The sequence below is a fragment of the Neorhizobium sp. 05N33 genome, from assembly GCF_056397445.1.
This window is the reverse complement of record NZ_JBFTNK010000007.1, coordinates 62,433-82,931: the sequence shown is the minus strand read 5'-3', so window position 1 is coordinate 82,931 and position 20,499 is coordinate 62,433. Positions and strand designations below refer to the sequence as shown.

22 protein-coding genes and 1 pseudogene are annotated in these 20,499 nt (G+C 61.8%); 12 read left to right on the top strand and 11 right to left on the bottom strand.

All coding sequences use genetic code 11. From position 1 onward, the window contains the following. Positions 1 to 75 precede the first annotated feature (75 nt). From AC1DLT_RS18840 to AC1DLT_RS18830, 3 genes are read left to right on the top strand one after another with little or no spacing between them, the layout of a single operon-like run. The gene (locus AC1DLT_RS18840) at positions 76 to 837 is read left to right on the top strand and encodes an arginyltransferase (protein WP_247137305.1); all 762 of its coding nucleotides are present in this window, start codon (positions 76 to 78) and stop codon (positions 835 to 837) included. A 9-nt stretch (positions 838 to 846) separates the two neighbouring features. After that, positions 847 to 1,752 carry a DMT family transporter gene (locus AC1DLT_RS18835; RefSeq protein WP_247032087.1) on the top strand — a complete coding sequence of 302 codons (906 nt, stop codon included), beginning with the start codon at positions 847 to 849 and terminating at the stop codon, positions 1,750 to 1,752. Between the two features lie 57 nt (positions 1,753 to 1,809). Further along, the gene (locus AC1DLT_RS18830) at positions 1,810 to 2,067 is read left to right on the top strand and encodes an AbrB/MazE/SpoVT family DNA-binding domain-containing protein (RefSeq protein ID WP_477484648.1); all 258 of its coding nucleotides are present in this window, start codon (positions 1,810 to 1,812) and stop codon (positions 2,065 to 2,067) included. Here the strand turns inward: AC1DLT_RS18830 and parC are convergent, their stop codons facing one another. Next, positions 2,068 to 4,350, bottom strand: coding sequence for a DNA topoisomerase IV subunit A (gene parC / locus AC1DLT_RS18825; protein ID WP_477487761.1), 2,283 nt, complete (start codon positions 4,348 to 4,350; stop codon positions 2,068 to 2,070). It lies immediately after the preceding gene. 258 nt (positions 4,351 to 4,608) lie between these two features. Between parC and AC1DLT_RS18820 the strand changes: the two genes are divergently transcribed. Continuing rightward, positions 4,609 to 5,799 (top strand): hypothetical protein, encoded by a 1,191-nt coding sequence (locus AC1DLT_RS18820; protein WP_477487760.1) that lies wholly within the window; start codon positions 4,609 to 4,611, stop codon positions 5,797 to 5,799. A 77-nt stretch (positions 5,800 to 5,876) separates the two neighbouring features. On the opposite strand, the gene AC1DLT_RS18815 is transcribed toward AC1DLT_RS18820, so the two are convergent. Continuing rightward, on the bottom strand, positions 5,877 to 6,197 hold the full coding sequence (locus tag AC1DLT_RS18815) for a DUF1236 domain-containing protein (RefSeq protein WP_038541825.1): 321 nt from the start codon (positions 6,195 to 6,197) through the stop codon (positions 5,877 to 5,879). Between the two features lie 337 nt (positions 6,198 to 6,534). Between AC1DLT_RS18815 and AC1DLT_RS18810 the strand changes: the two genes are divergently transcribed. Further along, positions 6,535 to 7,689, top strand: coding sequence for a serine hydrolase domain-containing protein (locus AC1DLT_RS18810; protein ID WP_477487759.1), 1,155 nt, complete (start codon positions 6,535 to 6,537; stop codon positions 7,687 to 7,689). A 69-nt stretch (positions 7,690 to 7,758) separates the two neighbouring features. Here the strand turns inward: AC1DLT_RS18810 and aspS are convergent, their stop codons facing one another. From aspS to AC1DLT_RS18790, 4 genes are all read right to left on the bottom strand, one after another. Further along, positions 7,759 to 9,549: an aspartate--tRNA ligase gene (gene aspS / locus AC1DLT_RS18805; protein ID WP_038541821.1), complete on the bottom strand. Its 1,791-nt coding sequence runs from the start codon at positions 9,547 to 9,549 to the stop codon at positions 7,759 to 7,761. A gap of 169 nt (positions 9,550 to 9,718) precedes the next feature. After that, positions 9,719 to 9,946 carry an isoprenylcysteine carboxylmethyltransferase family protein gene (locus tag AC1DLT_RS18800; RefSeq protein ID WP_477487758.1) on the bottom strand — a complete coding sequence of 76 codons (228 nt, stop codon included), beginning with the start codon at positions 9,944 to 9,946 and terminating at the stop codon, positions 9,719 to 9,721. Positions 9,947 to 9,951: 5 nt separating this feature from the next. Then, positions 9,952 to 10,152 carry a hypothetical protein gene (locus AC1DLT_RS18795; protein ID WP_477487757.1) on the bottom strand — a complete coding sequence of 67 codons (201 nt, stop codon included), beginning with the start codon at positions 10,150 to 10,152 and terminating at the stop codon, positions 9,952 to 9,954. A gap of 64 nt (positions 10,153 to 10,216) precedes the next feature. Beyond that, positions 10,217 to 10,618: a VOC family protein gene (locus tag AC1DLT_RS18790; protein WP_477487756.1), complete on the bottom strand. Its 402-nt coding sequence runs from the start codon at positions 10,616 to 10,618 to the stop codon at positions 10,217 to 10,219. A gap of 222 nt (positions 10,619 to 10,840) precedes the next feature. Between AC1DLT_RS18790 and AC1DLT_RS18785 the strand changes: the two genes are divergently transcribed. Both AC1DLT_RS18785 and rnd read left to right on the top strand, forming a co-directional pair. Continuing rightward, on the top strand, positions 10,841 to 12,079 hold the full coding sequence (locus AC1DLT_RS18785) for an MFS transporter (RefSeq protein WP_477487755.1): 1,239 nt from the start codon (positions 10,841 to 10,843) through the stop codon (positions 12,077 to 12,079). A gap of 77 nt (positions 12,080 to 12,156) precedes the next feature. Continuing rightward, on the top strand, positions 12,157 to 13,302 hold the full coding sequence (gene rnd, locus AC1DLT_RS18780) for a ribonuclease D (RefSeq protein ID WP_247032074.1): 1,146 nt from the start codon (positions 12,157 to 12,159) through the stop codon (positions 13,300 to 13,302). A gap of 27 nt (positions 13,303 to 13,329) precedes the next feature. Here the strand turns inward: rnd and AC1DLT_RS18775 are convergent, their stop codons facing one another. Further along, positions 13,330 to 13,509, bottom strand: a complete 180-nt coding sequence (locus AC1DLT_RS18775) for a FitA-like ribbon-helix-helix domain-containing protein (RefSeq protein ID WP_247032072.1) — start codon at positions 13,507 to 13,509, stop codon at positions 13,330 to 13,332. Between the two features lie 178 nt (positions 13,510 to 13,687). Between AC1DLT_RS18775 and AC1DLT_RS18770 the strand changes: the two genes are divergently transcribed. Continuing rightward, positions 13,688 to 14,008, top strand: a complete 321-nt coding sequence (locus AC1DLT_RS18770) for a hypothetical protein (protein ID WP_477487754.1) — start codon at positions 13,688 to 13,690, stop codon at positions 14,006 to 14,008. Here the strand turns inward: AC1DLT_RS18770 and AC1DLT_RS18765 are convergent. Beyond that, the gene (locus AC1DLT_RS18765; RefSeq protein WP_477487753.1) at positions 13,980 to 14,387 is read right to left on the bottom strand and encodes a DUF2000 family protein; all 408 of its coding nucleotides are present in this window, start codon (positions 14,385 to 14,387) and stop codon (positions 13,980 to 13,982) included. The genes AC1DLT_RS18770 and AC1DLT_RS18765 overlap by 29 nt on opposite strands. Between AC1DLT_RS18765 and AC1DLT_RS18760 the strand changes: the two genes are divergently transcribed. The 3 genes and pseudogenes from AC1DLT_RS18760 to AC1DLT_RS18750 form a co-directional block, all read left to right on the top strand. Further along, positions 14,386 to 15,342, top strand: a complete 957-nt coding sequence (locus tag AC1DLT_RS18760) for an AraC family transcriptional regulator (protein WP_477487752.1) — start codon at positions 14,386 to 14,388, stop codon at positions 15,340 to 15,342. The two genes, AC1DLT_RS18765 and AC1DLT_RS18760, sit on opposite strands and share 2 nt — an antisense overlap. 127 nt (positions 15,343 to 15,469) lie before the next feature. Continuing rightward, positions 15,470 to 16,828 (top strand): esterase-like activity of phytase family protein, encoded by a 1,359-nt coding sequence (locus AC1DLT_RS18755; protein WP_477487751.1) that lies wholly within the window; start codon positions 15,470 to 15,472, stop codon positions 16,826 to 16,828. Positions 16,829 to 17,105: 277 nt separating this feature from the next. Beyond that, positions 17,106 to 17,426 (top strand): annotated as a pseudogene (locus tag AC1DLT_RS18750) (NmrA family NAD(P)-binding protein); the annotation flags it as partial. A 26-nt stretch (positions 17,427 to 17,452) separates the two neighbouring features. Here AC1DLT_RS18750 and AC1DLT_RS18745 read toward each other — a convergent pair. Continuing rightward, on the bottom strand, positions 17,453 to 17,848 hold the full coding sequence (locus tag AC1DLT_RS18745; RefSeq protein ID WP_477487750.1) for a DJ-1/PfpI family protein: 396 nt from the start codon (positions 17,846 to 17,848) through the stop codon (positions 17,453 to 17,455). A gap of 328 nt (positions 17,849 to 18,176) precedes the next feature. On the opposite strand from AC1DLT_RS18745, the gene AC1DLT_RS18740 reads away from it, so the two are divergent. Next, positions 18,177 to 18,602 carry a hypothetical protein gene (locus tag AC1DLT_RS18740; RefSeq protein ID WP_157885100.1) on the top strand — a complete coding sequence of 142 codons (426 nt, stop codon included), beginning with the start codon at positions 18,177 to 18,179 and terminating at the stop codon, positions 18,600 to 18,602. 17 nt (positions 18,603 to 18,619) lie between these two features. Here the strand turns inward: AC1DLT_RS18740 and AC1DLT_RS18735 are convergent, their stop codons facing one another. Continuing rightward, on the bottom strand, positions 18,620 to 18,817 hold the full coding sequence (locus AC1DLT_RS18735) for a hypothetical protein (RefSeq protein ID WP_477487749.1): 198 nt from the start codon (positions 18,815 to 18,817) through the stop codon (positions 18,620 to 18,622). Positions 18,818 to 18,973: 156 nt separating this feature from the next. Then, on the bottom strand, positions 18,974 to 20,494 hold the full coding sequence (gene ppx, locus AC1DLT_RS18730; RefSeq protein WP_038541796.1) for an exopolyphosphatase: 1,521 nt from the start codon (positions 20,492 to 20,494) through the stop codon (positions 18,974 to 18,976). Positions 20,495 to 20,499: the final 5 nt, after the last annotated feature.

Genomic DNA, 20,499 nt, shown 5'->3' with positions numbered 1-20,499 from the left:
GCATATGGTTGACGTTTTACTTTTATGCGCCATGGTATGACATTACGACCCTAAAGACCGGACTGCCACGACGCAATGAATACCCAGGCAACGCCCTCACCGCAGTTCTACCTGACGGCCCCGGCAGTTTGTCCCTATCTCCCGGGTGAAATGGAGCGAAAGGTCTTCACTCACCTGGTAGGCGCTCGCGCCGCCGAGATGAACGACCTACTGACCCAGGGCGGTTTCCGCCGTTCGCAGAACATCGCCTATCGGCCGGCCTGCGAATCATGCCGCGCGTGCATTTCCGTGCGCATCCTCGCTCACGAGTTCGAGCCCGTGCGCTCGATGAAACGGGTCCTTGCCACCAATCGCGACGTGATCGCGACGGTCTACCCCGCGCAACCCTCCACCGAACAGTTCTCGCTCTTCCGTCGTTATCTCGACGACCGCCATCAGCGGGGCGGCATGTCCGACATGTCGGCGCTCGACTATGCGATCATGGTCGAGGACACGCATGTCAACACCCGCATCATCGAGTACCGCCGCCGCGAGCCGGGCTCCGGCATCAGCGCCGAACCGAAGGGCGAGCTGCTCGCCGTAGCACTCACCGACATGATGAGCGACGGCTTGTCGATGGTCTATTCCTTCTTCAATCCCGAGTATGAAAAGCGCTCGCTCGGTACGTTCATGATCCTCGACCATATCGCCCGCACCAGGACGCTCGGCCTGCCGCATGTCTATCTCGGCTATTGGGTGAAGGGTTCGGCGAAGATGGGCTACAAGACCCGGTTCCAGCCCCAGGAACACCTGACCCCGCGCGGCTGGGAAATCTTCGATCCCGCCACGGACATCTGAAATCATCCCATGAACGATCATAAAAAGGGCCTCGTGCTCACCGCAATCGGCGGCCTTGCGCTCTCCTTCGACGTGCCGCTGGTGCGGCTCGGGCATGGCGAAATGTGGTCGACTGTCGTGCTGCGCAGCACCGCGACCTTCGCCGCCGCCATCATCCTGTGGCTGCTCGTCCGGCGCTTCGGCTCGACCCGTCCGGTGCTGATCCCCGGAAAGGCGGGTCTTGCCGCCGGCTTCTGCTACGGTATTTCGACGATCGCCTTCCTCGGCGCCGTGTTCAACACGGCGACCGCCAACGTTGTCTTCATCGTCGCCTTCACGCCCATGTATGCCGCCGTTCTCGGCTGGCTGGTCCTCAAGGAGCGCCCCTCGCCTTCGACACTCGTCACCATGCTGGTGATGTTTTTCGGCGTCGGCCTGATCGTCTCGGGCGGGCTTGCCGGCGGGCATATTTTTGGCGACATCCTCGCGGCGACCGCTTCGTTCCTGCTGGCTCTGGCGATCACGCTCAGCCGGGCGGCCCGCATCGACATGGGCTTCGTGCCGCTCGTCGCGACCATCATACCGGCAACGATCGGGCTCTCGTTCGTCGGCGCGTCTTCGCTTGCCGGCACGGGCGGCTTTTCAGTGGCGGATCCCATCTGGGTGATGTTCGACGGCGCGATCATGATGCCGCTCGCCTTCTGGTGTCTTGCAACCGGCCCGAAATATCTCTCCGGCCCCGAAGTCGGGATGTTCTACCTGCTCGAAACCATCCTCGCACCGATCTGGGTCTGGCTGATCTTTTCCGAGATCCCATCCTCCCGCACGCTCTTGGGCGGCTCGATCCTCGTGCTGGCGCTAATCGGTTATTCGGCCTGGCAGATGCGGCGGGTGGAGAGGTTGCGGGCCAGGGCGGTAGCCTCGCAAGCGATTTGATATTCGCGAGCGCCCTTATATGTGGTAGCGTCTCCACACTACTATAGGTGGCTGACGATGAACGCGAAAAGCACTGTTCAGAAGATCACTATTCAGAAGATCGGCGAAGACCACGGCATCGCCTTGCCCCAGGATATCCTTGACCGTCTTGGCTGGAAGGAAGGCCAAGTATTGGAGCTTCATATCGACGATACTGGGATCGAGCTTTTCGATCCCAAGACGATATCGGATAAGGATTTCCAGCGTCAGCTCCTCGCCGCCAAAATGGCGATGAGGAAATATCACGTAGCCCTCAGCGCACTCGCCAAAAGCTGATCACCCTGCGAACTTCCCGCTCCGCGGAAAGCCCTTCGGAACGGCGCGGCCGGCGGTGGCGCGGTCGGCGATCCATTCCAGCAGTTCGTCCTTGTTGCGGGTGAACGAGCGGCCGGCGCTGTCTTCCCAGGAAAGGCCGTCGGCCATGGTGAAGCAGCGGATGTCGGAAATGCCGCCGTCCTTGTAGCGCTGCAGGCGCACGCCCTTGCCACGGGTCATTTCCGGCAGCTGGGTCAGCGGGAAGACCAGCAGCTTGCGGTTCTCGCCGACGACGGCGACGTGATCGCCCGAAACATGCACGACCAGTTTGGTCTCGTCGGGCATGGCTACGTTCATGATCTGCTTGCCCTTGCGGGTATTGGCGATCATCTCGCTCTCGGCGACGATAAAACCGTTGCCGGCGGTGGAAGCGACGATCAGCTTGCGCTGCGGATCATGGACGAAGGCGGTCAGGATGTCCTGGTCGTTCTCCATGTCGACGATGATGCGGATCGGCTCGCCGTGGCCGCGACCGCCCGGCAGCTTGTCGGCACCGAGCGTATAGACCTTGCCGCCGGTGGTGACGAGCAACAGCTTGTCGGTCGTCTGGGCGGTAAACGCGATCTTCGGCCCGTCGCCTTCCTTGAAGGTCAGCGTCGAGGTATCCGAGATATGTCCCTTCAGCGCGCGGATCCAGCCTTTCTGCGAGACGACGACGGTGATCGGTTCCTTCTCGATCATCGCCTGGTTGATCGCGTCGATATCCGCATCCGGCGCATCGGCAAAGGTCGTCAGTCGCGCGTAGGGCTTGCCGCGGCCCTTGGCGAAATTCTTGCGGACGTCCTGGATCTCGTGCTCGATGACCCGCCACTGCTTGTCCTCGGAAGCCAGCAGCGATTCGATATCCGCCTTCTCCTTGGTGAGGTTCTCGTGCTCGGTGCGGATCTCGAACTCTTCGAGCTTGCGCAATGCGCGCAGCCGCATGTTGAGGATCGCCTCGACCTGGATGTCGGAGAGCGACCAGCGCTCCATCATGACAGGCTTCGGTTCGTCTTCCTCGCGGATGATGCGGATTACCTCGTCGATGTTGAGGTAGGCGATCAGCAGGCCGCCGAGGATTTCCAGGCGCCGGTCGATCGCCGCCAGCCGGAAGCGCGAGCGGCGGACCAGCACGTCGCGGCGGTGCGCCAGCCATTCCAGCAACACTTCGTTGAGCGCCATCACCTTGGGCACCCGGCCCATGGAGAGCACGTTCATGTTGAGCGGCAGGCGGGTTTCCAGCTCGGACAGCTTGAACAGCGATTCCATCAGCAGGGTCGCATCCACCGTGCGGCTCTTCGGCACCAGCACGACGCGCACGTCTTCGGCCGATTCGTCGCGCACGTCCTCGAGCAGCGGCAGCTTGCGGGCGAGCAGCAGTTCGGCGATCTTTTCGATCAGGCGCGACTTCTGCACCTGGAACGGAATTTCGGTGACGACGATCTGATAACCGCCACGGCCGAGATCCTCGATCACCCAGCGGGCGCGGACGCGGAAACCGCCGCGACCGGTCTTGTAGGCCTCGACGATCGACTCTCGGCTGCCGATGATGATGCCGCCGGTCGGCAGGTCCGGGCCTTCGATGCCGCCCTTGGCAGGCTCGGCCGGATCCGCCATCAGGTCTTCGATGGTCGCCGACGGGTTCTTGATCAGGTGCAGCGCGGCGTCGCAAAGCTCATGGACATTGTGCGGCGGGATCGACGTTGCCATGCCGACCGCGATGCCAGACGTGCCGTTGGCCAACAGGTTCGGGAATGCGCCGGGCAGTACGACCGGTTCCGAGTTCGATTCGTCGTAGGTGTCGCGGAAATCCACCGCGTCCTGGTCGATGCCCTCGAGCAGCAGTTCGGAAACCGCTGTCATCTTGCTCTCGGTATAACGCATCGCGGCCGGGCTATCGCCGTCGATATTGCCGAAATTGCCCTGGCCGTTGACGAGCGGATAACGCTGCGAGAAATCCTGCGCCAGGCGCGCCAATGCGTCATAAATCGACTGGTCGCCGTGCGGATGGAAATTACCCATCACCTCGCCGACGATCTTGGCGCATTTGCGGAAGGCGGCGTTGGGGCGCAGGCCCATCTCGCTCATCGCATAGACGATGCGGCGGTGGACGGGTTTCAGGCCGTCGCGCACGTCCGGCAGCGCGCGGTGCATGATGGTCGAAAGCGCATAGGCGAGGTAACGCTCTTCGAGCGCTGCTTTCAGATCGACAGGCAGGATGTTGTCGCCGCCGTCGCCGCCGGGTGGTGTCAGATTTTTTCCCATGGGCCTTGACTAGCGGAAAGCCCGATTCTCGGCAAGAAAGTACCGGCGACAGCCTGTGGATGAAGGCTTTTCCCGGACTAAAATCAGTGTTTGATTTACCCTGAATCGTCAGCCGCAATTTTGACGAAAGGAATGTGGAACAAAGCCATAAACCTTTTACCCGGCTTGCCTATAAGGTGCCGCGAACAAGCAGACCGAACTATCGACAAAACCCTAACGGAACGCGGGCCGGACCATCGCCCGCCAGGAGGAACTCCGATGCAATACTCCACCAAGGCCCGGCTTCTGCTCGCCGGCGCAGCGCTTTCGATTTTCGCCGGCCCGGCATTCGCGCTCGACGGCAACGATCTCGTCGCCAAGATCAACGGCGCGCTCTCGATCCAGGGCGGCGCCGGCTTCTCGGCTGAAAAGGCCACCGTCAGCGGGTCGAACGTGACGCTCGCCAATGCCAAGCTGCTGGTCCAGGCCGGCAAGCAGAGCCTGCCGCTCGGCACCGTCAAGTTCGAGGGCGTCGAAGAGAATAACGGCGGCTACACGGTCGAGAAGGTCACTTTCGACAACGTCAACACCAGCCAGGACAAGACGGTCTTCACCGCCTCGGACATCGCGATCAGCGGCCTTACCGTCCCCGGCAATCCAAGCGGCGACGGCCTTGATGCGATCATGCTCTATGACGAAGCGCATATCGGCAAGATGACCGCCGCCGTCGACGGCAAGCAGGCCTTTTCGGTCGATGGGATGAACCTCACCACCGAGGTCGCCGACGACAGCTCCTCCGTCGGCTTCGACCTTCAGATCAACGGGGTCAAGAGCGACCTTAGCCTCGTCGACGACGCCCAGGCGAAGGACACGCTGCAGCAGCTCGGCGTCACTTCGATCGACGGCAAGGTGAACATGACGGGAAGCTGGACACTGGCGGACGGAAATCTGGAGATCGACGAATACGCGATCGATTTCGCCAAGGTCGGCAAGCTCAATCTCGCCTTCAGCGTATCCGGCTACACGCTCGACTTCATCAAGTCCGCGAACGAAACGGCCAAGGCGATGGAAGCCAATCCGAACAAGGAAGAAGCACAGCAGGCCGCGGGCCTTGCGATGCTCGGCCTGATGCAGCGCCTCACCTTCAACAGCGCCGAAATCCGCTTCGAGGATGCCGGCATTACCAAGAAGGCGCTCGACTACGCCGGCAAGAGCCAGGGCACCACAGGCGAAGCCATGGCGCAGATGCTGAAGGGCATGACGCCGATGATGCTGGCGCAGTACAACGTGCCGGAACTGCAGAACATGGTGAGCGCTGCGGTCAACACCTATCTCGACAAGCCCGGCAGCTTCACGATCACCGCGGAACCGGCCGATGCCGTCCCCTTCCCGATGATCATGGGTGCCGCGATGGGCGCGCCGAACACGCTTCCGAACGTCCTCGGCGTCAAGGTCACCGCCAACGACTGAGGACCATGCGTCCGCCAACAAAAAAACCCGGCGATCGCTCGCCGGGTTTTTTGTTGCTCGAAAAGAGCCGGATGAAATTATTCCAGAACCTGGATGACGGTCCTGGTCTGTGGATTGACGATGACGCGGCGGTCATTGACGACCGTATAGGCGTAGTTGTCGTAGCCATCGACCGGATGCACCTCGACGGTATCCGGAAGGGCGGTCCCGACGGTGATGTCGCCCTGATAGGAAACCGACGGAACGCTCTGCTCCATGACATAGGTGCGAACTTCGCCCGGCAGAACGACCGCCGAATTGGTGGTGACCGGATCCTGGGTGATGATCGTCGTCTGGGCGTAAGCTGCACCGGAGAGTGCGATCAGGACCGCCGACGCGGCCAATAGGGTCTTGTGCATGTCGTAACTCCTATGCTTCTGCCTGCCCTAACAACAAAAGCGCACGGATATGGTTCCCCTATTCGCCCGACGCTCGGGAAAGCCAGGGGGCGGCGTCTTGACGCCACGGGTGGGCGCAAGCGACAAGATTGCGGTGATGAGACAGGGACAGCCCGACTTGCTGCCTAGGTCCATTTGATCGGCTCCCGGCTGGCGGCTGATCGAGAATATGAAACTGAACAGTTCCGTCGTCTGCGATCGTCTGCAGCATGTCGCCCAATGTTTTTTGTGGCCGACCGGATCGCCCCCTCGCCGAGGCGACCCTAGATAAAAGCGTCTTTAGCGAAGGTTTTGTCCCATGAATTTGCCAATCCATCCATCGGCCCAGATACCCTTCCCCACGATCGAGGCCGCGATCGACAGCGCGCTCGCCTCCAGGCGTCTCGTCGGTGCTGTGGTGATGATCGCCAGGGACGGCGAGATCGTCTACCGCCGCGCCGCCGGATTGGCGGACCGGGAAGCGGGCCTCATGACCCAAGAGAACACGATCTTCCGGCTTGCCTCGATAACCAAGCCGATCGTCACCATCGCCGCCATGCGGCTGATCGAACAGGGCCGCATCGGCCTCGACGATCCGGTGACGAAATGGCTGCCGGACTTCCGGCCGCGCCTTGAGGACGGCTCAGAACCGGTGATCCTCATCCGGCATCTTCTCACCCACACGTCCGGCCTCAGCTATTGTTTCCACCTGGAAGAAGGACCTTACGTCCGCGCCGGCGTCTCCGACGGCGTCGACCGGCCGGGCCTTTCGCTCGACGAGAACCTGCGCCGCATCGCCTCTGTGCCGCTGCTCTTCGCCCCCGGCACTGGCTGGCAATATTCGGTGTCGATGGACGTGCTCGGTGGCGTCATCGAAAAGGAGACCGGCAAACGCCTCGGCGAGGCGGTCACTGAACTGGTGATGCGGCCGCTCGGCCTTTCCGATACCGGCTTCACCGTTGTCGACCGCAGCCGGCTCGCGGCGCCTTACGTCGACGGTTCGCCCGAGCCGAAACGCATGGGCGAGACGGAAAAGGTCCGGGCGCTCGACGGATCGGTGACATTCGTGCCGGACCGGATCTTCAACCCCGCCTCCTTCCATTCCGGCGGCGGAGGCATGGCCGGGACCGCCTCCGACGTGCTGACCGTGCTCGAGACCATCGCCAAGGGCGGCGCACCGCTACTGTCGGAAAAGACGGTTCGGCAGATGACGACCAACCAGATCGGCGATCTGCTGGAGCCGACGCGGCCCGGTTTCGGGTTCGGCTTCGGCTGGGCGATCATACTCGATCCAGCAAAGGCCGGATTGCCGGTTTCCCCCGGCTCGCTGCAATGGGGCGGCGTCTACGGTCACCACTGGTTCATGGACCTGACGAGAAAAGTCACGCTGGTGGGGCTGACCAATACGACGCTCGAAGGCATGTCGGGCCAGTTCACGCTCGACCTGAAAAAGGCCGTCGCTGCCGACATTTAGGCCGGTCATCCTCAGAGATTGAATCAAAAAGCCCGGCGCTTGGCCGGGCTTTTCTGTTGTTCAGAGAACTCAGTCCTTCTTCGGCGTCGGCATGACGCGGATGGCGAGTTCGCGCAGCTGCTGCGGGGTGGCCGGCGACGGGGCGCCCATCAGCAAGTCCTGTGCCTGCTGGTTCATCGGGAACAGCGTCACTTCGCGCAGGTTCTTGGCGCCGACGAGCAGCATGACGATTCGGTCGATGCCGAAGGCAGCGCCGCCATGCGGAGGCGCGCCGTACTGGAAAGCACGATACATGCCACCGAAGCGATCCTCGACATCCGCCTGGCTGAGGCCGACCTTTTCGAAGGCCTTGACCATCAGTTCCGGCGACTGGTTGCGGATCGAACCGGAGGCGATTTCGAAGCCGTTGCATACCGCGTCATACTGGAATGCCTTGATCGTCAGCGGATCCTGGTTTTCCAGCGCCTCGATGCCGCCCTGCGGCATGGAGAAAGGGTTATGGGCGAAATCGAGCTTCTTTTCCTCTTCGCTCCATTCGTAGAACGGGAAGTCGACGATCCAGCACATGTCGAAACGGTCGCGGTCGACGAGGTTCAGTTCCTCGCCGGCGCGGGTGCGGGCTTCGCCTGCGAACTTGTAGAACTTGGCCGGGTCGCCGGCGACGAAGAAGCAGGCGTCGCCATCCTCGAGGCCGAGCTGAGTGCGGATCGCTTCGGTACGCTCCTCGCCGATGTTCTTGGCGAGCGGGCCGGCGCCTTCGAGCTTGTCGCCTTCCTTGCGCCAGAAGATGTAGCCGAGGCCCGGCTGGCCGGTCGACTGCGCCCAGGCGTTCATGCGGTCGCAGAAGGCTCTGGAACCGCCGGTCTTGGCCGGGATGGCCCAGACTTCGACCTTGGGGTTGGCAGCGATCATTCCTGCGAACACCTTGAAGCCGGAGCCGGCGAAATGGTCGGTGACGGCCTGCATCTCGATCGGGTTGCGCAGGTCAGGCTTATCGGAGCCGTATTTGCGGATCGCCACGTCATAGGGAATGCGCGGCCAGTCCTTGGTGACCGGCTTGCCTTCGGCGAACTGTTCGAACACGCCGGTCATCACAGGACCCATCGTGTTCCAGACGTCTTCCTGGGTGACGAAGCTCATTTCCAGGTCGAGCTGGTAGAATTCGCCCGGCAGGCGGTCGGCGCGCGGATCTTCGTCGCGGAAGCAGGGGGCGATCTGGAAATAACGGTCGAAACCGGCAACCATCAACAGCTGCTTGTACTGCTGCGGCGCCTGCGGCAGGGCGAAAAACTTGCCTTCATGGATGCGGCTGGGCACCAGGAAGTCGCGCGCGCCTTCCGGCGAGGAGGCGGTTAGGATCGGCGTCGAATATTCGGCAAAACCGATCTCGCCCATGCGGCGGCGCATGTCGGAAATGATCTGGGTGCGCTTGACGATGTTCCGGTGCAGGGTTTCGCGGCGCAGGTCGAGGAAGCGGTACTTGAGGCGAACGTCTTCCGGATAGTCGGGTTCGCCGAACACCGGCAGCGGCAGTTCCTTGGCAGCGGAGAGCACTTCGATCTCCTGGGCGTAGAGTTCAATCTCGCCGGTCGCCATGCCCTTGTTGACGGTGTCTTCCGAGCGCGCCTTGACGAGGCCGTCGATGCGGATCACCCATTCGCCGCGGACGATCTCGGCGGTCTTGAAGGCGGGGCTGTCCGGATCGGCGACGACCTGGGTCATGCCGTAATGGTCGCGAAGGTCGATGAACAGCACGCCGCCGTGATCTCGCACGCGATGCACCCAGCCGGACAGGCGGACGGTCGATCCGACGTCGGACTTCTTGAGGGCGGCACAGGTATGGCTGCGGTAACGGTGCATTTCAGTATCCTGGACTGGTAGGTTTTGCGGTCTTTTGGCGTGCATGGCACGGCCTGCCGGCTTTATGGAAAATCGGCGGGAAAAGCGCATGATGGACATGCTTTGTCAAGGTAGAACCGACCTTGGCCCCAAAACGCCGTGAAGGATCGGCGGGATTCCGGGCGGCAGGTCAGGACGCCGAGGCGGTTCCGAACAGGCCGCGCATCGCCCTCTCCTCCTGGACGATGCGGACGATCAGGATCACCAGATAGACCGGTAGCCCGGTCATAAGCGTGAGCCAGGCATGGAAGATCAGCGAGTAACCGACGAGTTCCGGCAGGATGTTCAGAAAATAGTTCGGATGCCGAAGGTTACGGAAAAGCCAGTGCCGGCTGACCGGATGGTTCCTGGCGATCATGATCTTCACCGTCCAGACAGGGCCGAGCAGCCGGACGCCGCGAGATAGAACAGGCCGTGGGCAAGTGCCAGCAGCCGGGTGTTCAACGCACCATGCTCGACGGCGCCCTCATCGCGCAAAATCCGCTCGTGGCGTTTCGAGACGACGACGCTCGCGATTCGAGCCGCCGCTGCCGCGAGAAAGATGACGATGAGGATGGGACTCATGTTCTGGCGCCTCCGTTTTCCCTCGGATTAGGGTAACAACAGCGGCAAGGCCAGAGCCGGTGAGCTAGTCGGCAGGCTTCAATACCTGCGCGACCTCCCAGACATGCCCCGAAGGATCGGCAAAGGCCGCGGTCCGGCGCCCCCAGGGCCGATCTATCGGCCCATTCAGCAGGGAGACGCCAAGGTCCCCCAGCCTGGCACAGACCTCGTCGGCATCGTCTACCCGTATGGTGAGGAGGAAGCTCGCGCCGGTACGGAGCGATGCAACCGGCATCGGCTCGACCAGCTCAGGCGCTTGCGTCACCTGCAGCAGATTGATCATCAGGTTCGAAAATTCAAGAACCGAGGAAACCTCATCCTCATAGACGATCTGCGGCGAAAAGACCTTTCGATAGAAGGTCCTCGCCTCGTCGATATCGTCGACGAAAAGGGTAATGACTTCGAGCGTATCGGGCAGCATGGGCATCCTTTCAGGTCAGACGAACAACGGTGGCACGAAATTGACGTTTGAGGCGGCATCGTTCCGACAGTCGTCGACGAGAAATTGCAGAAGGCACCGCATTTTGCGGCCTGCCCTCTATAAAATTCGTAGGTGTCGCTTATCGCTGTGCCCCACCGGCCGTTCGGGATATAGAACGGGTAGAACCGCCCAAAACCGTTCCCGATTCCCGCGCAAAGCCCTCCCCCGATGAGCCATATCCGTCCGTTGATCCCCCTCCTCGTCACCGCAGGCATTTTGATCGGCGGCAACGGGTTGCAGGGCACCTATATCGCGCTGCGCGGCTCGGCTGAGGGCTTTTCGCCTTCCACCATCGGCATGATCGGCGCCGGCTACAGTATCGGCTTCGCCTTCGGCTGCATGTATGTCACGCGGCTGCTCAGGCAGATCGGCCATATCCGCACCTTCTCGGCGATGGCCGCGGTGACGGCGTCCGCGTCGATCGGCATGTCGATGATCGTCGACCCGACCTTCTGGTTCGCGATGCGCTTCGTGACCGGCATTGCGGTCGCCAGCCTGTTTGCGACGGTCGAGAGCTGGATCAACGCCAAGGTCACCAATGCCAACCGGGCCCGCACGCTCTCCATTTACCGTTTCGTCGATCTCGGCTCGGTGACGGTGGCGCAATACATCATCCCGACCGTCGGCATCGAAGGCCCGTTCATCTTCAACATCATTACGATCGCGCTGATCCTGTCGCTGGTACCGATCTCGATCGCCGACAAATCCAGCCCTGCGCCGCCGCAGGCAATCGCTTTCGACCTCAAGGCCGTCTGGCGGATTTCGCCGCTCGCGGTGGTGGGCGTCATCTCGGTCGGCCTGTCGATGGCCGCCTTCCGCAATATCGGGCCGATCTATGCAGCGGAGATCGGCATGAGCATCACCTCGATCGCCACCTTCATGAGCGCCGGCATCATCGGTGGCGTCGTGCTGCAATATCCGCTCGGCATCTATTCCGACCGGCTCGACAGGCGCCGCGTCATCCTGTGGACGACGATCGGCTCGATCGTCACCGGCGCCTACCTCTCCTTCGGGGCGGGCACCAGCGAGACCGCCAATATCGTCAGCGTCTTCCTATTCGGCGCCTTTTCGATGCCGCTCTATTCGCTGTGCTCGGCGCATGGCAACGACTACGCCAAGCCGGGAGAGCATGCGCTGGTCTCGGCCGGCCTGCTGTTTTACTGGTCGGTCGGCGCGACGATCGGGCCGCTGCTCGCCTCGATCCTGCTGCAATATTACGGACCCCGCGCCTTTTTCGCCTACACCTCGTTCATTTTCCTCGGCTTCATGATCTTCACGCTGAGGCGGATGCGGGCGCGCGCCTCGGTGCCGCCATCGGAGCGTTCCTGGCGTTTCCGCTCGCTGCTTCGGACGTCTGCCTATTTCAACAGGCTTGCCGGCCCGCCCGAGAAAGACGAGCGCCAGTAAAGGTTAAGCACCGTTCCGTATTGACATATGCGGCCGGAAGGAGAAGGAAGGTTGATCACCCTCACGTGAATGAAACGATGATCCAAACGACCGCCGCACTCGAAGAAGCCTGCATCCAGCTGGCCCAATCGGACTTCATCACCATCGACACCGAGTTCCTCAGGGAAACGACCTTCTGGCCCGAGCTGTGCCTCATCCAGATGGCGAGCCCGACTGTCGAAGTCCTTGTCGATCCGCTCGCCAAGGGCTTGAACCTGAAACCCTTCTTCGAGCTGATGGCCAATCCCGCCGTCACCAAGGTGTTTCACGCCGCCCGCCAGGATATCGAAATCGTCTACCATCTCGGCAATCTGGTGCCGCATCCGATCTTCGACACCCAGGTCGCCGCCATGGTCTGCGGCTTCGGGGATTCGGTCTCCTACGACCAGCTCGTCAGCCGCATCAAGGACGTCCATATCGACAAGTCGTCGCGCTTCACCGACTGGAGCCGCCGGCCGCTGTCCGACAAGCAACTCGAATATGCTCTGGCCGACGTCACCCACCTGCGCGACGTCTACCTCTTCCTCAAAGCCCAGCTTGAACGGGAAGGCCGCGCCCTGTGGTTGACCGAGGAAATGGCCGTGCTGGAATCTCCCGGCACCTATGACCTGCATCCGGACGACGCCTGGGCGCGCCTCAAGTCGCGCCTGCGCAAGCCGACCGAACTCGCCGTTCTGAAATTTGTCGCTGCCTGGCGCGAGCGCGAAGCGCGCAGCCGCAATGTGCCGCGTTCCCGCGTGCTGAAGGACGATGCGATCTACGAGATCGCCCAGCAGCAGCCGAAGGACGTGGAAGCCATGTCGCGGCTCCGCACCATTCCCAAAGGCTGGGAGCGCTCCGCCTCCGGCGCCGCCATCATCGAAGCCGTCAACGCCGCGCTCGCCCTGCCGAAGACCGAGATGCCGCATGCGCCGAAACATGTGCATGTCCCGGAAGGCACCGCCGCTGCGGTCGAACTGCTCAAGGTTCTCCTGAAGCTGATCTCCGACAAGCAGGGCGTCGCCGCCAAGATCATCGCCAATACCGACGATCTCGAAAGGATCGCCGCCGAGGGCGAGGCCGCCAATGTCGGCGCCCTTTCCGGCTGGCGCCGCGATCTCTTCGGCGAAACAGCGCTCAAACTGATCAACGGCGGCGTGGCCCTGCGCTTCGTCAACAAGAAGGTCGAGGCGGTGGAGCTTTAACTCCATCGCTGCGTCACCGTGAGGCGATCAGTCAGCGTTAAATCTATGCTGGCTACTTGGGGTTTGCGTAGCCTTCAAATCTGGCAGCAAAACGTCGGTCAGGATTTTCTCCACTTCAGCCTCGACGCTTCGTCCGTTCTTTGCGGCGCGCGCTTTGAGCAATCGCATCAGTTCGTCGGACAGGGATATGGTGATGGCATGCATCATAGCACCTCCGGCTCGATACAATTCGTTTATCCATGATATCGCCTGATCAAACGCTTTTCAACGCAAGCCCAGCCATGCCCCAATCGCTTGACCCAACAACCGCCCAGCATTTCGTGACAAGCGCCCTGCCCTATATCCCCGGCGACTATGTGGGCAAACACTGGCTGGCGAGCTTCGGATGAGGCTTCTCCCATCCTCTCGCGTGCTGGTGGCGATTGCCGTCTTCCTGTCGTTGCTTCTCATCGCCCTGATGGAAGCGTCGGGGTTCGGAGCCTTCTCGCCGCTCTGGATTCGCCCGATCGTCCGGGTGATCTGCGCCGCCAACCTGCTGGTTGCCCTGCCGGGCCTGATGACGGCAAAGCACATCGCCTGGCTCAACTACCTGCTCCTTAGCATCGCCGCCTATGTGGTGGCCTCGACCACGCCGATCGCCGCGCTCTGGGTCATTCCGAAGACCATGTTCTTAGCCGTCAGGCATGCATTTTCGAGCCTTTGGTGATCTTGTCGACGATCTTTTTCCCGGCCCGGAGTGCAATGCCCACCAGTTTCGCATCCTCCGGCGCAAACTGCGCGAATACCTCGCGGTTGGCCGCGTCATGGCCCGTCGAGAACATTTCCTCGATATAGGCCGACGTCGTCACCTCCCGTTCCAGCGAGCGCTGGTGGATGGTGCGCAGCGTCTCGTTGTCGGCGGTCAGCACCACGATCGGCTGGATGCTCATCGCATTGTAGACATGACCTGCCGCATCCCGATATGCTTCACCGATGATTGCGGGATTTTGCGCGATGATGCCGCTCGTCAGAAACGCGGTCACGTTGAGCTCCTGCCAGGGGGCGAGGTCATCGCGAAGCACGATCGCGATCTTGGTATCGAACATGAAGAACAACTCCGTCGAAGGTTATGCCAAAGGCCATGCAGGGACCGACGAGATAGCGGCAGCCGATGCGGCCGGTCTTGAACGTTCGTGCAACTCGGGAGCCACCGCCGGCGGCAGTGCAAGAGGCGCGCCCGACGGCAGCGCAAGCGGCGCGCCTGACGGCATCGTCCAGGCGCCCTCCTCGCGCGGCATCGAGCGGATCGAGGCCCGCTTCCATGGGCTCGGTTTCGAGCCGCATCGCCACGACACCTATGCGATCGGGCTGACGCTTTCCGGCGTGCAGACCTTCCAGTATCGCGGCGCCGCCCGCGCCAGCCTGCCTGGCAATGTCATCGTGCTGCATCCGGACGAGGTGCATGACGGTGCGGCCGGCACCGATGCCGGGCTGCGCTATCGCATGCTCTACCTGCCGCCGGAACGGCTGATCGAGGCGGCAGGCGGTTCGCGCGGCCTGCCCTTCGTGCCGGATCCCATCATAGCGGATGCGGAATTCCGGCAGTGTCTTTTCGAAGCCCTGGACGATCTCGCGGCCGAGCCGCAGGACCTGCTGCTCGACGACCTGATCGGCCGCATAGCCACAAGTCTCTGGCACCATGCCGACGGCAAGGGCAGCGTTGCCGGCACGCCGCGGGCACAACAGGCGGTTCTGCGCTGCCGCGATTACCTGCAGACGAACGCCGACCGGACGGTTTCTTCGGAGGAACTGGAGGAAGTCAGCGGTTTCGATCGCTACACGACCGCAAGGCAGTTCCGAAAGCTTCTCGGCACCAGTCCGCACCGCTATCTCGTCATGCGCCGGCTCGACCGGGCGAAGGTCCTGCTGTCACAAGGCGGCAGCCTGGCGGATATCGCGGCCGATACGGGCTTTGCCGACCAGGCGCATTTCACCCGTCATTTCAAGAAGACGTTCGGCATGACGCCGGGCCGCTGGATGGCGCTTCGCAGGAGCGCCTGAGGCCGCCGGCCTTTGTGAAATTTCAGTCATCAAAGCTTCATCGAAGCGTCAATCTTCCATCACCTCACCGTCATGCACTCACCTTAACCGGTTGGCGTCTTTGACACGCCAACCAACAGGTGATCCCATGACCAAAATTCTGTTCGCCACCGTAGCGCTTGCCGCGCTGATCGGCGGCTCCGCTTCTGCTGACGACAAGGTTTTTCCGGCCAAGCTCACCGGCCAGGCAATCCTCCCCGCCAACACGGTCGTTCCGGCTCCGGCCGATGCGCCGGCGTTCCTCAAGACCTCCGGCAAGTTCACCACCGCCGACCGTAAGCGCACCGACACCCTCGGCACCCTGCCGGGCAAGGACGGCGCCCGCATCACCGACGTCAAGCTGCCGCTCGACGGCCAGCCGATCCAGGGCTTTTCCGGCATCAAGACCATGGCTGACGGCACCTTCTGGACGCTGTCGGATAACGGTTTCGGCTCGAAGTTCAACTCGTCCGACTCGATGCTTTTCCTGCACCAGATGAAGTTCGACTGGGCCGCCAACAAGGCTGAAGTCGTCAAGAACGTCTTCCTCTCCGATCCGAACAAGATCGCTCCGTTTCCGATCGTCACCGAAGCCACCGAAACCCGTTACCTGACCGGCGCCGATTTCGACATCGAATCCGTACAGCCGGTCGCCGATGGCTTCTGGCTCGGCGATGAATTCGGCCCCTACCTGCTCAAGTTCGATATTCAGGGCCGTCTTACCGACGTCATCGCCACCACCGTCGACGGCAAGCCGGTGCTTTCGCCGGACAACCCGCTCATCCAGCTGCCGGGCAACCCCGCTGCCAAGATGCCGGTCTTCAACTTGAAGCGTTCCGGAGGCTTCGAAGGCCTCGCTATGGCGAAGGATGGCTCCAAGCTCTACGGCCTGCTCGAAGGCCCGCTCTACAAGGACGACGGCCAGGTCGAGCAGGCCGACGGCAAGACCGCCATCCGCGTCATCGAATTCGACGTCGCCTCCAAGAAGTGGACCGGCCGTTCGTGGCTGTATCCGTTCGCCGACAAGGGCGCCGCGATCGGCGATTTCAACATGATCGACGCCTCGACCGCCCTCGTGATCGAGCGCGACAACGGCGCCGGCACCAAGGACAAGGCCTGCGCCGATCCGAAACAGCCGAAGCCGGATTGCTTCGACGCTCCGGCCGAATTGAAGCGCGTCTACAAGATCGAGTTCAACGACGCCAATGTCGGCAAGGCCGTCCGCAAGATCGGTTATATCGACCTGATGAACATCCAGGACCCGGACAACAAGAAGAAGGCCGGCAGTGTCGCCGGCGTCTACGACATGCCGTTCGTGACGATCGAGAACGTCGACGTGATCGACGCCGCCCACATCATCATCGGCAACGACAATAACCTGCCCTTCTCGGCAGGCCGCGCCGTCGACAGGGCCGACAACAACGAGTTCAGCGTACTCGAAGTCGGCGAATTCCTGTCTGCCAAGTAAGCAGCAGACGTGCCAACAGCGAAGAGCGTCCGGCGAAAGCCGGGCGCTCTTTTTGTTTGGGACATGGGGATAGAGCAGTGGCTACACCGGCGATTCGCCGGCGACCATTCATCCATAAAATGGCATTATATTATGTATTCCGCACATCTACAGCAATAAAATGTATTGAGTTAGGGTGTTCGTCATTGAGGTGGCGGCATGGGCTGACAGCTCTTGCCGCAACGTGAGCTTGCCTGCGTCGTCGGCCGCCAGTGACTGGAAAGGTTTAAACTCAAAGATGTCCACAAAAGAAAAGCCACTTATCGCGATTGTCGGGGCAACGAGCAAACAGGGGCGAAGCGTAGCCGCGACACTCCTTCGTAGCGAGCGTTTCCGTGTCCGCGCTTTAACCCGGAAAAAGGACTCAGCTGCGGCTTTAAGCCTGGAGAAACTTGGCGCCGAAATCGTGACAGTCCCTCTTGAACCTGGCTTTCAGAAGGATCTCATTGCTGCATTCAAGGGCGCGGATGGCGCATTTCTGATGACGCCACCCATCGCCCCACCGCAGACAACCGAGGCTCCTCTCGGCCGTGAACTGGCGGATGCCGCAGTTGAGGCACGGGCATTGCTCCGAAAGCTGAGAGCCTATGCAGCGCCGTCCAGTGAGTGGTGCACTCGTAGCCCTGAAGCAGACCAGCGGCGGCAAGCACCAGCGTTCCGGTGCCAGGCGGCCATCAGGAACTGGCAGCCGGGCTCCTGGCGCTGTAGAAACGAGAGAAGACGTTCGTCCTGCATCGCATCGAGATGACCGGGCCCGCCCGGAACAACAACGATGTCGAGTTGACCGCATTCTTCAAGCAACATGCTTGGGACGATACTCAGTCCGCTCGCACTTCGAACGGGAGCGCGTCCCTCGGCCAGCAGATGGCAACGCGTATTCGGCAGCCGCGTCAGAACTTCCCAAGGCCCGGTCAAATCAAGCTGGGTCAGCCCGGCAAACAGGACAAAGCCGATCTCACGAGGGGGTGCGCTCACAGACATCCAAGCTTGCTCAGCCAGTTGGGGATAATATCGGTTTCGCGAGCATGCACATGAAAATGCCGGCGGACGCAACCGGAAAAATTCCACTGTCGTTGCAATCGCGAGCGATTGTCTATGGCGGGTAGGAAACCTACTTCGAGGTTCGGCCGTAGGCAGGCGCGAGCCTCCGGCGATCCGCTAATTTGCTCGATGCGAAGGACGCAGGACATCTCCTTGCCCAACAATGTGACCTTGAATTGTATATGGAAACGTGCGCGACTGACTGATGGCTCGGCCCTCATCGCCGAGGTGGACAAGTACAGATGTTTTTGGTTGTGCGGAGAGAGACGTGCGCCTCGCTTTTAAACTGATTTCGTTCGCTTTCTTTGCTTTATTATCTTCGCAAGAAGTGAGGTCGCAGGAAGTCCAACTCTCCGGCCGATGGCAGCAGATTTCCTCCGACGCGGGATCATGCGCAGCTTGTTTTGTTGGGATCGTGAGGCAGGGCACAGTTCTTATTGTCAGCGCAAACAACGGTTGGTCTGCAACAGTACAAGCGGATCGAAACGGCCCTGCACACTTCGCCACCGGCCGGGGGCGGTGGAAAATGCGGCCTGGCGCGACCTACAGCAACAAAGTTTTCGATGTTCTTTTCGCCGTTCGTGACGAGCAACTGATGATGTTCATGGTCGTTGATCTCGGGAATGGTTCGAAACGGACCATTACAGCTGTTTTCGCCAGACCGGTCCCGAAACTCCCCGTGACCAGGGCCTGACGCACGGCTGCGGCCCCTCACCCGCGATAATTGAACAGCCATTTGATGAAGGCGGCGGACACCGTCACGAAGGCCATCAGTCCCGCCCAGGTTTCCAGATAGAAGGGCGGCGGGGCGAGCAGCTTTCCTTCGATATTGAAGTAACCCAGCGTCATCAGCGTTGCGCAGACGACGAACGCGAGCGTGGCCCAGATCCAGATATGCAGGTATGACATCCATCTCCTCCCTTTTGACGCGCCGTAAAATAAATCAACGGCGTCGCCAGGGAAGTCGTCCAATCGGAGTAAGCCCTCAGGTCGAATGAGGGTGCTGAAGGCGGCCGGCATGGTGACGGCACTTGCCTGGCCCAGTTCCATGCGTCCCTGCCCGGCCTACTCGAACCGGAACGCCAGCCGCTTGCCCGTCAGCCTCGCCAGCTGCTGCAGGCGGCCGTCCAGCCGCTCGCCGGCGAAATCGCGGTAGGCGGAGGGCACGACGAATTCGAGATCAAGATCCGGTTCGAAGGACGGGCGGAAGGTCAGGTGGTTGACGAGGCCTGGCATCGATGCCGAGAAGAGGTAGACGACGCGAAGCAGCCCGCCGAGCAGCTTTGCGAGATCGAGCAGGCGGGGCGTCGCGATCGTCGCCAGCGGGCCGGTGGCGCCGTCGTCGTGCAGGCCTTCGAAACGGTAGTAGTTTGCGAGCGCCAGATAGGCCCGGCCGGCATGGGTGATGCCGACGAAGGAGGAGTGGGCGATCAGGTTCAGCGCCTGCAGGCCACGATAATCCGGATGGGCGCGCCAGCTGATATCGGCGAGCAGGCAGGCGGCCTGGCGATAGCGGCTTTCCTCTTCCGTCTCGACGATCCCGAAGGCCGGCACCATGCGGCCGGTCCAGTCGGCAAGCTCGCGGGCGTGTTCGGGCGATCGGGCGCGCAGGATCGCGAGCTGGTCGGCGGCAACCAGCAGTGGATCGCTTGCCTTCTCTTCGTCGGAAAGCAACGAATAGAGATAGCCTTCACGAACGCCCTGCGCCGAAAAGCTCACCCTGGCGGGCTTCATCACCGCCAGCACTTCCTGCATGGCGATCGCACCGAAGGGCAGCAGCGAACGGCGGCTCTTCGAGACGGCCTGCCAGGCGGGGTCCTTGCTGTCCTTGGCCGCAATCACCTCGTCGAGGAATTTCTGCATATCCTCGAGAGACAGTTCGTAGCCCTGCATCATGTGCAGCGGATACTTGCTCATTTCCATGTGCAGCTTGGCGATGTTGCGCCAGGTGCCGCCGACGGCATAGAAGGTGCGGCCCGCGCCGTTTTCCAGGAACCGCGCGGTGTTCACCTGCTTGCGGGCGAAGGTGCGCGCCTTGGAAAGCGAATTGCCGGAGGATTCCGACAGCCGCAGCCCCCCGAGCGGCAGGGTGATGCCCTTGCCGAACTCCTTGCCCTTGATGTCGATCAGTTCCAGTGAACCGCCGCCGAGGTCGCCGGCGATGCCGTCGGGATCATGGAAGCCGCTGATGACGCCGAGCGCCGAATACCGCGCCTCCTCCTCGCCGGAGAGAAGCTGCACCTGCTGGCCGAGGATCTCCTCCGCCTGGCGGATGAAATCCGGCCCGTTGGACGCTTCGCGAGCAGCAGCGGTCGCCAGCACGTAGACTTCGGTGGCGCGGGCCTGGGTGGAAAGAGCGCGAAAACGCTTCAGCGACAACAGGGCGCGCGCGACGCCCTCGTCGTCCATGCGGCCGTTCGAACCCAATCCCTTGCCGAGGCCGCACAGCACCTTCTCGTTGAAGAGGACGGTCGGCGCGCGGGATAGGCCTTCGTAGATAACGACGCGGACGGAGTTCGAGCCGATGTCGATGACGGAGACAGGAGCGATCCCCGGAAGGCGCCCCTGGGCTTCTGATCGTACCATATTGC

Bases quoted from the DNA above. Each gene is read 5' to 3' on its own strand.
- AC1DLT_RS18735 (WP_477487749.1), bottom strand. From the start codon at position 18,817: ATGTCATACCTGCATATCTGGATCTGGGCCACGCTCGCGTTCGTCGTC.
- AC1DLT_RS18790 (WP_477487756.1), bottom strand. From the start codon at position 10,618: ATGCCCATGCTGCCCGATACGCTCGAAGTCATTACCCTTTTCGTCGAC.
- AC1DLT_RS18820 (WP_477487760.1), top strand. From the start codon at position 4,609: ATGCAATACTCCACCAAGGCCCGGCTTCTGCTCGCCGGCGCAGCGCTT.
- rnd (WP_247032074.1), top strand. From the start codon at position 12,157: ATGATCCAAACGACCGCCGCACTCGAAGAAGCCTGCATCCAGCTGGCC.
- ppx (WP_038541796.1), bottom strand. From the start codon at position 20,494: ATGGTACGATCAGAAGCCCAGGGGCGCCTTCCGGGGATCGCTCCTGTC.
- AC1DLT_RS18815 (WP_038541825.1), bottom strand. From the start codon at position 6,197: ATGCACAAGACCCTATTGGCCGCGTCGGCGGTCCTGATCGCACTCTCC.
- parC (WP_477487761.1), bottom strand. From the start codon at position 4,350: ATGGGAAAAAATCTGACACCACCCGGCGGCGACGGCGGCGACAACATC.
- aspS (WP_038541821.1), bottom strand. From the start codon at position 9,549: ATGCACCGTTACCGCAGCCATACCTGTGCCGCCCTCAAGAAGTCCGAC.
- AC1DLT_RS18835 (WP_247032087.1), top strand. From the start codon at position 847: ATGAACGATCATAAAAAGGGCCTCGTGCTCACCGCAATCGGCGGCCTT.
- AC1DLT_RS18810 (WP_477487759.1), top strand. From the start codon at position 6,535: ATGAATTTGCCAATCCATCCATCGGCCCAGATACCCTTCCCCACGATC.
- AC1DLT_RS18760 (WP_477487752.1), top strand. From the start codon at position 14,386: ATGAAGAACAACTCCGTCGAAGGTTATGCCAAAGGCCATGCAGGGACC.
- AC1DLT_RS18830 (WP_477484648.1), top strand. From the start codon at position 1,810: ATGAACGCGAAAAGCACTGTTCAGAAGATCACTATTCAGAAGATCGGC.
- AC1DLT_RS18785 (WP_477487755.1), top strand. From the start codon at position 10,841: ATGAGCCATATCCGTCCGTTGATCCCCCTCCTCGTCACCGCAGGCATT.
- AC1DLT_RS18800 (WP_477487758.1), bottom strand. From the start codon at position 9,946: ATGATCGCCAGGAACCATCCGGTCAGCCGGCACTGGCTTTTCCGTAAC.
- AC1DLT_RS18795 (WP_477487757.1), bottom strand. From the start codon at position 10,152: ATGAGTCCCATCCTCATCGTCATCTTTCTCGCGGCAGCGGCGGCTCGA.
- AC1DLT_RS18765 (WP_477487753.1), bottom strand. From the start codon at position 14,387: ATGTTCGATACCAAGATCGCGATCGTGCTTCGCGATGACCTCGCCCCC.
- AC1DLT_RS18755 (WP_477487751.1), top strand. From the start codon at position 15,470: ATGACCAAAATTCTGTTCGCCACCGTAGCGCTTGCCGCGCTGATCGGC.
- AC1DLT_RS18775 (WP_247032072.1), bottom strand. From the start codon at position 13,509: ATGATGCATGCCATCACCATATCCCTGTCCGACGAACTGATGCGATTG.
- AC1DLT_RS18840 (WP_247137305.1), top strand. From the start codon at position 76: ATGAATACCCAGGCAACGCCCTCACCGCAGTTCTACCTGACGGCCCCG.
- AC1DLT_RS18770 (WP_477487754.1), top strand. From the start codon at position 13,688: ATGAGGCTTCTCCCATCCTCTCGCGTGCTGGTGGCGATTGCCGTCTTC.
- AC1DLT_RS18745 (WP_477487750.1), bottom strand. From the start codon at position 17,848: ATGTCTGTGAGCGCACCCCCTCGTGAGATCGGCTTTGTCCTGTTTGCC.